The organism is Pseudomonas sp. Ost2, assembly GCF_018326065.1.
Classification (GTDB): Bacteria; Pseudomonadota; Gammaproteobacteria; order Pseudomonadales; family Pseudomonadaceae; genus Aquipseudomonas; species Aquipseudomonas gingeri.
Genome location: NZ_AP021904.1, coordinates 395,313 through 405,969, shown reverse-complemented (window position 1 = coordinate 405,969; position 10,657 = coordinate 395,313). Strand labels below are relative to the sequence as shown.

Annotated in this window: 8 protein-coding genes; 5 read left to right on the top strand and 3 right to left on the bottom strand. The window is 61.3% G+C overall.

Going from position 1 to position 10,657, the window contains the following annotated elements:
• Positions 1–112 precede the first annotated feature (112 nt).
• Positions 113–2,563 carry a glycogen/starch/alpha-glucan phosphorylase gene (locus KI243_RS01820; protein ID WP_042935647.1) on the bottom strand — a complete coding sequence of 817 codons (2,451 nt, stop codon included), beginning with the start codon at positions 2,561–2,563 and terminating at the stop codon, positions 113–115.
• A 265-nt stretch (positions 2,564–2,828) separates the two neighbouring features.
• Between KI243_RS01820 and KI243_RS01815 the strand changes: the two genes are divergently transcribed.
• Positions 2,829–3,263, top strand: coding sequence for a YkgJ family cysteine cluster protein (locus KI243_RS01815; protein ID WP_017126968.1), 435 nt, complete (start codon positions 2,829–2,831; stop codon positions 3,261–3,263).
• A 254-nt stretch (positions 3,264–3,517) separates the two neighbouring features.
• Here the strand turns inward: KI243_RS01815 and typA are convergent, their stop codons facing one another.
• Together typA and thiI are read right to left on the bottom strand one after the other, a co-directional pair.
• Entirely contained in the window at positions 3,518–5,338 is a 1,821-nt protein-coding gene (gene typA / locus KI243_RS01810; RefSeq protein ID WP_017126969.1) for a translational GTPase TypA, read from the bottom strand.
• A 138-nt stretch (positions 5,339–5,476) separates the two neighbouring features.
• Positions 5,477–6,931: a tRNA uracil 4-sulfurtransferase ThiI gene (thiI, locus tag KI243_RS01805; RefSeq protein WP_103032930.1), complete on the bottom strand. Its 1,455-nt coding sequence runs from the start codon at positions 6,929–6,931 to the stop codon at positions 5,477–5,479.
• Between the two features lie 331 nt (positions 6,932–7,262).
• On the opposite strand from thiI, the gene glnA reads away from it, so the two are divergent.
• The 4 genes from glnA to KI243_RS01785 all read left to right on the top strand — a co-directional run bounded on the left by glnA (position 7,263) and on the right by KI243_RS01785 (position 10,652).
• Entirely contained in the window at positions 7,263–8,669 is a 1,407-nt protein-coding gene (glnA, locus tag KI243_RS01800; protein ID WP_017126970.1) for a type I glutamate--ammonia ligase, read from the top strand.
• A gap of 246 nt (positions 8,670–8,915) precedes the next feature.
• Positions 8,916–9,332, top strand: coding sequence for a cupin domain-containing protein (locus KI243_RS01795; RefSeq protein ID WP_017126971.1), 417 nt, complete (start codon positions 8,916–8,918; stop codon positions 9,330–9,332).
• Between the two features lie 142 nt (positions 9,333–9,474).
• Positions 9,475–10,041 carry a chorismate mutase gene (locus tag KI243_RS01790; protein ID WP_017126972.1) on the top strand — a complete coding sequence of 189 codons (567 nt, stop codon included), beginning with the start codon at positions 9,475–9,477 and terminating at the stop codon, positions 10,039–10,041.
• Between the two features lie 83 nt (positions 10,042–10,124).
• On the top strand, positions 10,125–10,652 hold the full coding sequence (locus tag KI243_RS01785) for a DUF4124 domain-containing protein (RefSeq protein WP_177127975.1): 528 nt from the start codon (positions 10,125–10,127) through the stop codon (positions 10,650–10,652).
• Positions 10,653–10,657 lie beyond the last annotated feature (5 nt).

Below are 10,657 nucleotides of genomic sequence, written 5' to 3'. Positions count from 1 at the left end.
ATCCCTAAGCGGCGTGACGGGGCCGGGAACTGATGCCCCGGCCGATCTGCCGCGTAGTATATCGATCCGGCCCCACGGGAGTGGGGTCGGCCTCACAACTTATTGCAAAAGATTACTCCAGCGCTTTCCAGATATCGGTGGCGTATTCGCGGATGGTCCGGTCCGAAGAAAACCAGCCCATGCGCGCGCTGTTAAGTACGGCAGAACGCCACCATTCCTTGCTGTCATGCCAGTGCGCCTCGACCCGGGCCTGGGCGGCCCAGTAGGCATCGAAGTCGGCGCAGACCAGGAAGCGGTCGTAGTCGATCAGCGAATCGATCAGGCCGACATAACGGGCCGGATCGTCCGGGGAGAACACACCGCCACGAATGGCCTGCAGCACATCGTTGAGACGATGGGAGGCGGCCACATCCGGCGCCGCGCTGAACTCGCCGTTGCGCTTGCGCGACTCCACCTGCTGGGCGCTGAGACCGAAGATGAACATGTGCTCCTGGCCCACCCGCTCGCACATCTCCACGTTGGCCCCGTCCAGGGTGCCGATGGTCAGCGCGCCGTTGAGGCCGAACTTCATGTTGCTGGTACCCGAGGCCTCGAAGCCGGCGGTGGAGATCTGCTCCGACAGGTCGGCCGCCGGGATGATGCTTTCCGCCAGGCTGACGTTGTAGTTGGGCAGGAACACCACCTTGAGCAGGCCGCGCACGGTCGGGTCGTTGTTGACGGTGCGGGCGATATCGTTGGTCAGCTTGATGATCAGCTTGGCCTGGTGATAGCTGGCGGCGGCCTTGCCGGCGAAGATCTTCACCCGCGGCACCCAGTCGGTTTCCGGCTCGGCACGGATCGCCTGGTACAGGGCCACGGTATGCAGCAGGTTGAGCAACTGGCGCTTGTACTCGTGGATCCGCTTGACCTGCACATCGAACATCGCCGCCGGGTTGATCGCGATCCCCAGGCGATCCTGGATCAGCGCCGCCAGGGCCCGCTTGCTGTGCAGGCGCTGCTCGGCGAACTGCTTGCGAAAGCCCGCCTTCTCGGCGAACGGCTCCAATCCCAGCAACAGCTCCTCGGGATTGTCGAGCAGTTCCGGGCCAAGGGCATCGACCATCATCTCGGTGAGTTTCGGGTTGGCCTGGTACAGCCAGCGGCGGAAGGTGATGCCGTTGGTCTTGTTATTGATCCGCTCCGGGTAGAGCTTGTGCAGCTCGGAGAACACCGTGCTGCGCATCAGTTGCGTGTGCAGGCCGGACACGCCGTTGACGCTGTGGGAGCCGAGGAACGCCAGGTTGCCCATGCGTACCCGACGCCCGTTGTCTTCCTCGATCAGCGATACCGCGCGCAGCACGTCGAAATCGTGGATGCCCTTGGACCGCAGCGCGTCGATATGCTGGGCGTTGATCAGATAGATGATCTGCATATGCCGCGGCAGCATGCGTTCCATCAGCCCCACCGGCCAGGTTTCCAGGGCCTCGGGCAGCAGGGTGTGGTTGGTGTAGGACAGCGTCTCGACCGTGACCTGCCAGGCCGCATCCCAGGTCACGCCGTGCAGGTCGACCAGTTGCCGCATCAGCTCGGCGACGGCAATCGACGGGTGGGTGTCATTGAGCTGGATCGCCGCGTGCTCGCCGAGGCTGAGCACCGAGTCATGCATGTTCTTGTGCCGGCGCAGCAGGTCCTGCAGGGACGCGGAGACAAAGAAGTATTCCTGGCGCAGCCGCAGTTCCTGGCCGGCCTCGGTGCTGTCCGCCGGGTAGAGCACGCGGGAGATGCTTTCGGCCCTGGCCACTTCGGCCACCGCTCCCAGGTGGTCACCGGCATTGAAGCGCTCCAGGTGCAGCTCTTCCGTTGCCCGTGCCCGCCACAGCCGCAGGGTGTTGACGCTGGCGCCGCGCCAGCCGACCACTGGCGTATCGTAGGCCACCGCCCGCACGGTTTCCGCCGGCCACCAGACCTGCCGGCTCAGGCCGGTCTCGTCCTGCACGGTTTCGACGCTGCCGCCGAAGCCCACCGGGTAGATCACTTCGGCGCGCTCGAACTCCCAGGGGTTGCCGAAGTCCAGCCAGTTCTCGGTCTGCTCCTGCTGCCAGCCGTCGACGATGGCCTGGCGGAACAGACCGTGCTCATAGCGAATGCCATAACCATGGCCGGCGATGCCCAAGGTCGACATGCTCTCCATGAAACACGCCGCCAGACGCCCCAGGCCACCGTTGCCCAGGGCCGCGTCGGGCTCCAGCAGGCGGATGCGCTCCAGGTCCACGCCGAGATCCACCAGCGCCTCGCGGGCGATATCCAGCAGGCCGAGGTTGCTCAGGCTGTCGTACAGCAGCCGGCCGATCAGGAATTCCAGGGAGAGGTAATAGACGCGCTTCTGGCCCTTGCGATAGATCTGTCGCGTGTGATCCATCCAGTGTTCGACCATATGGTCGCGTGCGGCCAGGGCAATCGCCTCGAACCAGTCGTGATCGAACGCGTGGTCGGGATCTTTACCCACCGCGTAGGTGAGTTTGGCAAGGACGGCGGCACGAAAGGCAGCCACCTCAGCGTCACGGACAAGCGGTTCCTGAGACATCGATGCGACCTCTAGCGAGATGGACGATTTAAAAGGCGAGTTGTCTGAGCCTAGTCGGTTCGACACAGAGCGATGGCTCTGGTTCGGGCTTTTTTCCGAGCATCGCGGGAAAGGCCCGATAAATCCGGAATGCTCCAAAAAGATGCAACCATGCGGCAAACTCCCTTCAAACGTGCGGTTGTGGGAAAAACCTTCAAAAGGTTGTTCACAAATCCACCAGCCCCGGTATCATCGCGCGCCCTGATACACCCTGGACAACAGCCGGATGAAACCCACCCTGATCGCCGCCGCGGAACTCGACCGCCTCGAAACCTGGCAGAAATACTCCAGCCATATGTGCGGAGGCTGCATGTCCAGCTGCTGCACCCTGCCCGTCGAGGTGAAGATCAAGGACCTGATCCGCATCGGCATCGTCGACGAGTTCGAGCGCGGCGACCCGCCGAAGAACATCGCCAAGCGCCTGCAGAAGGAAGGGATCGTCGAGCGCTACAACCAGAAGAGCGAGATCTTCACCCTGCAGCGCATGAGCAACAACGATTGCCTGTACCTGGATCGCAAGTCACGGCTGTGCACCATCTACGAAAAACGTCCGGACACCTGCCGTAACCATCCAAAAATCGGGCCACGCCCGGGGTATTGCGCCTACAAGCCAAAACCCGCCGCGCCCCAGGCACCGATCAGGACGCTGGAACGGTTCTGACCGGCCATTCGCGGGCAAGCCCGCTCCCACAGAGGGCGCCAGACTGCGGGGCGCCTCTTTGTGGGAGCCGGCTTGCTGGCGATGACGGCCGATCAGGCGATGCAAAGCTCACTGGCCTCATCGCCAGCAAGCCGGCTCCTACAGGTTTTGCGACAGTCTTGAGCCAGGGGTTGCATCAGCATTTCGGCCAGACAAACAAAAACGCCCCCGACCTTGCGGTCGGGGGCGTTTTTCATTCAGCCGGGGCTAGATGATCAAGCCTTGGCTTTCTTGGCAGCGCGGGTACGCTCGCTTTCGTCCAGGATCTTCTTGCGAAGACGGATGGACTTCGGAGTGACTTCGCACAGCTCGTCGTCCTGGATGAATTCCAGAGCCTGTTCCAGGGTGAAGCGAACAGGTGGAACCAGGGCGATGGTTTCGTCTTTACCCGAAGCACGCATGTTGTCGAGCTTCTTGCCCTTGGTAGGGTTGACGCCCAGGTCGTTGTCACGGCTGTTCAGACCAACGATCTGACCGTTGTAGATTTCCTGGCCGTGTTCGACGAACAGCTTGCCACGCGCCTGCAGGGTTTCCAGCGAGTAGGTCAGCGCCTTGCCGGTTTCGACCGAAACCAGTACGCCGTTCTGACGGCCGGACATGTCGCCGGACTTCATCACGTCGTAACGATCGAAGATCGAAGTCAGGATGCCAGCACCGGAAGTCAGGGTCAGGAACTCGTTACGGAAGCCGATCAGGCCACGGGCAGGGATGTTGTACTCAAGGCGCACACGGCCCTTGCCATCCGGAACCATGTTGGTCAGGTCGCCCTTGCGCAGACCCATCTGCTCCATGATTGCGCCCTGCGACTCTTCCGGCAGGTCGATGGTGACGTTCTCGTACGGTTCGTGCTTCACGCCGTCTACCATGCGGATGATCACTTCCGGACGGCCAACGCCCATTTCGAAGCCTTCGCGACGCATGGTTTCGATCAGAACCGAGAGGTGCAGCTCACCACGGCCGGAAACCTTGAACTTGTCGGCCGAGTCGCCTTCTTCAACGCGCAGTGCCACGTTGTACAGCAGCTCTTTGTCCAGACGTTCCTTGATGTTACGGGAAGTCACGAACTTGCCTTCTTTACCGCAGAACGGCGAATCGTTGACCTGGAAGGTCATGGATACGGTCGGTTCGTCAACGGTCAGCGGCTTCATCGCTTCGACGTTCAGTGGGTCGCACAGAGTGTCGGAGATGAACAGCTGGTCGAAGCCGCTGATGCAGACGATGTCGCCGGCAGAAGCTTCTTCAACGTCGACGCGGTGCAGGCCGTGGTGACCCATCAGCTTCAGGATACGACCGTTGCGGCGCTTGCCGTCGGCGTCGATGGCGACGACCGGAGTGTTCGGCTTGACGCGACCACGAGCGATACGGCCAACGCCGATCACACCCAGGAAGCTGTTGTAGTCCAGTGCGGAAATCTGCATCTGGAACGGACCGTCACGGTCGACTTTCGGCGCCGGAACGTGATCGACGACCGCCTGGTACAGCGGGGTCATGTCTTCCGCCATTTCGGTGTGGTCCAGACCGGCAATGCCGTTCAGGGCCGAGGCGTAGACGACCTGGAAGTCCAGCTGTTCTTCGGTGGCGCCCAGGTTGTCGAACAGATCGAAGATCTGGTCCAGAACCCAGTCCGGACGCGCGCCCGGACGGTCGACCTTGTTGATTACCACGATCGGACGCAGGCCGGCTTCGAAAGCCTTCTTGGTCACGAAACGGGTTTGCGGCATAGGGCCGTCCTGAGCGTCAACCAGCAGCAGAACGGAGTCGACCATCGACATCACGCGTTCTACTTCGCCGCCGAAGTCGGCGTGGCCCGGGGTGTCCACGATGTTGATGTGGTAGCCGTTCCAGTTGATGGCGGTGTTTTTCGCCAGGATGGTAATACCGCGCTCTTTTTCCTGGTCGTTGGAGTCCATCACGCGCTCGTCGTTGAGCTCGTTGCGCTCCAGGGTGCCGGATTGACGCAGGAGTTTGTCTACCAGGGTGGTCTTGCCATGGTCAACGTGAGCAATGATGGCGATGTTGCGTAGATTTTCGATCACTTGTGTATCTCGATCAGAGGATTCGGTGTGCTGACAAGTCTTGGCAGCGATTGACAGTAGTGTCCGGCGTGGCCGTTACAGCTTGACGGCGGCGTCGGGGGCCGGTGACGCAGGCCACAGGCAAACAGCCCCGGGCACTTAGCTCGGTCGATAAACGCGCACATTGGCATGCCCCTCACTGAGCAAATGGTGGGCATGCAGGCGACTCATCACGCCTTTGTCGCAATACAGCAGGTACTGGCGAGTAGGGTCCAGTTCCTTGAAACGAGCGTTCAGTGCATAAAACGGCATCGCTTGTACCTCGATGCCAGCGAGTTCCAGCGGCTCATCGTCCACGGCATCCGGATGCCGGATGTCGATCACGATATGACCCGCCAGCGCTTCGCTGACTTCTTCGATCTGCAAGTCCTGGCCCAATTCGTCGATCACCCGATCGATCGGCACCAGTTTGGCTCGCTCGAGCGCACGCTCGAGGATCGCCATGTCGAACTCTTTCTCTTCGTGTTCCACGCGACCGCGCTTGGCGTGGGTCTTGGGGTTGACCGAAATCACCCCGCAGTATTCGGGCATGTGCTTGGCGAAGTCGGCCGTGCCGATCCGGGTCGCCAGGTCGATGATGTCCTGCTTGTGGCTGGCGATCAGCGGGCGGATCACCAGCTTCTCGGTCACGCAGTCGATCACCGACAGGTTCGGCAGCGTCTGGCTGGAAACCTGGGAAATCGCCTCGCCGGTGACCAGCGCATCGATGTGCAACCGATCGGCCATGACTTCGGCCGCGCGCAACATCATACGCTTCAATACTACGCCCATATGACTGTTATCGACTTTTCCGAGAATTTCTCCCAGAACTTCCTCGAACGGCACGCTGATGAACAGCACCCGATGCGAGCTGCCGTACTTCTTCCACAGGTAATGGGCGACTTCCATCACCCCCAGTTCGTGGGCGCGCCCGCCGAGGTTGAAGAAGCAGAAATGGCTGATCAGGCCGCGACGCATCATCTGGTAGGCGGCAACGGTGGAGTCGAAGCCGCCGGACATCAGCACCAGGGTCTGCTCGACCGAACCCAGCGGGTAACCGCCGAGGCCGTCGTGCTGGCTGTGGATGACAAACAACCGTTGGTCGCGAATTTCCATCCGCACTTCGATTTCCGGCTCTTTCAGGGAAATCCCGGCGGCGTTGCACTGGCGGCGCAGCTGGCTGCCGACGTATTTCTCCACCTCCATCGAGGTAAAGACGTGCTTGCCGGCGCGCTTGCAGCGCACGGAAAAGACCTTGCCCGGCAACACGTCGCCGTAGTGCTGGCGGCACTTGGCGGTGATGTCGTCGAAGTCGCCCAGCGGGTACTCGTCGACCTGCAGCAAATGGGCGATCCCCGGGGTATTGCACAAGCGCGCGGTCAGCTCGTGCAGGGCCTTCGGGTCGGTCAGCGCGGTTTGCAGCTCGAGGTTGTCCCACACGCCATTCACCACCACGGCCGGGTCCAGGTCACGGAGCACGGCACGGATGTTCTTGGCCAGCTGGCGGATGAAACGCATCCGGACAGGGCGGCTCTTAATGGTGATTTCGGGGAAGACTTTTACGATTAGTTTCATGAAAACAGCGCGCGAAGGGCCGGCCGAAAAAGGGGGGCGCGGATTATAGCGGAAATTGCTCAAGGTTTAACCAGTTATTGTACAGACGGTTTTATCGCACCAAAAAAGACCGCCAATGCATTTTTCAGCACCATAAAGGTGCATTCCATGCACCGAAATTCTCCTATGCTGGCTGGAACGCTTGAGATTGGGGCAAAAAACCCATCACGGGGCACTGGCATGCAATTTGCTCCCTTGTGAGGCAGGTTGCCTTGGCCGAGTATTCGCGCCGGCATCACCACTATTTCAGGGCTAACTCCACTACCCAGCCCGAAGCCACCCGGAGGACACCATGTCGAAGTCGGTTCAACTCATCAAAGATCATGACGTTAAGTGGATTGATCTGCGCTTCACGGACACCAAAGGTACTCAGCACCACGTGACCATGCCGGCTCGCGATGCGCTGGACGACGAATTCTTCGAAATCGGCAAGATGTTCGACGGTTCCTCCATCTCCGGCTGGAAAGGCATCGAAGCTTCCGACATGATCCTGATGCCGGACGACAGCACTGCCGTGCTCGACCCGTTCACCGAAGAGCCGACCCTGATCCTGGTCTGCGACGTGATCGAGCCGTCGACCATGCAAGGCTACGACCGCGACCCACGTGCAATCGCCCGTCGCGCCGAGGAGTACCTGAAGTCCACCGGTATCGGCGACACCGCTTTCTTCGGTCCAGAGCCCGAGTTCTTCATCTTCGATTCGGTCAAGTTCAAGTCCGACATCTCCGGCTCCATGTTCAAGATCTTCTCCGAACAAGGTTCGTGGATGTCCGACCAGGACGTGGAAGGCGGCAACAAGGGCCACCGTCCAGGTATCAAGGGCGGCTACTTCCCGGTTCCTCCGTTCGACCACGACCACGAAATCCGTACTTCCATGTGCAACGCGCTGGAAGAGATGGGCCAGACCGTCGAAGTTCACCACCACGAAGTGGCGACTGCCGGCCAGAACGAAATCGGCGTGAAGTTCAACACCCTGGTTGCCAAGGCTGACGAAGTCCAGACCCTGAAGTACTGCGTACACAACGTGGCTGATGCCTACGGCCGTACCGCTACCTTCATGCCAAAACCGCTGTACGGCGACAACGGCTCGGGTATGCACGTTCACATGTCCATCTCCAAGGATGGCAAGAACACCTTCGCCGGCGAAGGTTATGCCGGCCTGTCCGACACCGCCCTGTACTTCATCGGCGGTATCATCAAGCACGGTAAGGCCCTGAACGGCTTCACCAACCCGTCGACCAACTCCTACAAGCGTCTGGTCCCAGGTTTCGAAGCTCCGGTAATGCTGGCCTACTCGGCTCGCAACCGTTCCGCCTCGATCCGTATTCCTTACGTCAACAGCCCAAAAGCCCGTCGTATCGAAGCCCGCTTCCCGGATCCGGCTGCCAACCCTTACCTGGCCTTCGCCGCACTGATGATGGCCGGCCTGGACGGTATCCAGAACAAGATCCACCCTGGCGATGCTGCCGACAAGAACCTGTACGACCTGCCGCCTGAAGAGGCCAAAGAGATCCCACAAGTTTGCGGCAGCCTGAAAGAAGCCCTGGAAGAGCTGGACAAAGGTCGTGCGTTCCTGACCAAGGGCGGCGTTTTCAGCGACGACTTCATCGATGCCTACATCGAGCTGAAAAGCGAAGAAGAAATCAAGGTCCGTACCTTCGTACACCCACTGGAATACGAGCTGTACTACAGCTGCTGATCCGGTTGCGCCTGCACGAGCAGGCGCTGCTTTCAGAAAATGCCCCGTATCGAAAGGTACGGGGCATTTTTCATGGGCGAGGTTTTTCGGGGCCGACGACGGGGCGATTCGAGATTTCTTGCAATGTTTAGGCACTAGCCAAGGCGTTCAGACCAGCGTTGACTATCCTCTCCGGGATTGGATCCAAATCCTACGGAAACCGCCACGCACGGACGGCGAATGCAACCCGACACGGAGAGTTAACCCATGACGTTTCCTTCAAGCACCATTGCCGAACAGCTCGACAGCAGCGAACCGAAGACACCCGCCACCCCGACCGCCGAAGTCCTGCTGCGCGCCAGCAGCGGCTGGGACGGCACCCCCTATGAAGCCTATCCCGCCGGACCGCCGGAACTGACCCTGCTGAGGATCAACATCCCCGCCGATACCGAACTGAACTGGCATATCCACCCCATCCCCAGCGCCGCCTACATCATCTCCGGTGAAGTGCTGGTCGAGACGCGGCAAGGCAACAAGCAGACCCTGCTGAAATCCGGCGATACGATCGCCGCCGTGGTCAATGTCGAGCATCGCGCCAGGACCGGGGCCGTCCCGGTGGACCTGATGGTGTTCTATGCCGGCAGCGAAGGCATGGCGCTGTCGGAGGCGACCGGGCCGGACTGACCCGACATGGATGGCGCGCGCCCCACGGCTGGATACGACAGCCGTGGGAATACGCTTTTTCATGAAAATGCGCTGGCGCTCGCAGGGCCTTGTGACGTTAACTCTGGGCCTGCATCCGCCACCGAAAAAGTCGAAGCCCGCCATGCTGCCGAACAACCGTATTGTGAGCCTGCTGCTTGCCAGCCTTCTGAGTGCCAACGTCCTCGCCGCCCCTGCCCCCGCGAAAGCTCCCGATGCCCTGGCGCCCCTGCTGCAGGCCATCAGCGAGCGCCTGAGCATCGCCGACCAGGTGGCCCTGACCAAATGGGACAGCGGCAAGCCGATCCAGGATACCCCGCGCGAACAGCAGGTGATCGCCAATGCCCGGCAGCAGGCGGCAACCTACAAGCTCCAGACCGAAGACATCGGCGAGTTCGTCGCGGCGCAGATCGAAGCCAACAAGCTGGTCCAGTACGCGCTGCTGGCCGAATGGCGAGCGGCCGACAAGGCCCCGGTCATCCCCAGGCCCGACCTCGTCACGCAGATCCGCCCGGCGCTGGATCAGTTGCAGACCCGGCTGTTGCAACACTATGCGGCCTTCGCCCCTTACCGGCAGGACCCGCAATGCCCGGCCTGGCTGAGCCAGACCCGCGACGCCCTGGCCTCGGACACCGTCCACGACCTGGCGCTGATCCGCGCCACGGGCGAGCTGTGCCTGAAGCCACAGTGAAAAGCCCCGGGATTGTGCTCTATGCTGACAGCGGGACGCCGTTGAACGACGCGCCCCAGCCAGGACCATCACCGGGAGTCTCCATGGGTCGACCTCTGCTTTACCTGCTGCTGGCCTTGGCGCTGCCCGTATCGGCGCAGATCTACAAATACACCGATGCCAACGGCAATACCGCCTACAGCAACCAGCCGCCCGACGGCACCGCCGCCCAGGCCGTGGAGCTGCCGCCGCTCAACAGCGTCGAGATACAGAAGCCGAGCCAACCGGCCGCTGTCCAGCCGGCAACCGCGCAGCCGACGAAAGCCGCGGCAGATATCGCGCCCTACAGCGTGTTCGAACTGACCGACATTCCCACCCAGGAAGCCCTGCGCGCCAACAACGGGACCTTTACCGTCGGCGTGAAGATGGAGCCACGGCTACAGCGCCAGCATCTGCTGCGACTGGTACTCGACGGCAATCCCTATGGCCAGCCCGGCAATGTCCCGCGCCTGCAACTGGTGAACGTCGACCGTGGCGATCACACCCTCAGCGTGCAAGCCCTCGCCGGCGAGCAGGTGGTTCAGCAAAGCCCTACCGTGCCGTTCACCGTCCAACGGGTGCATAAACCTTGAGCTGT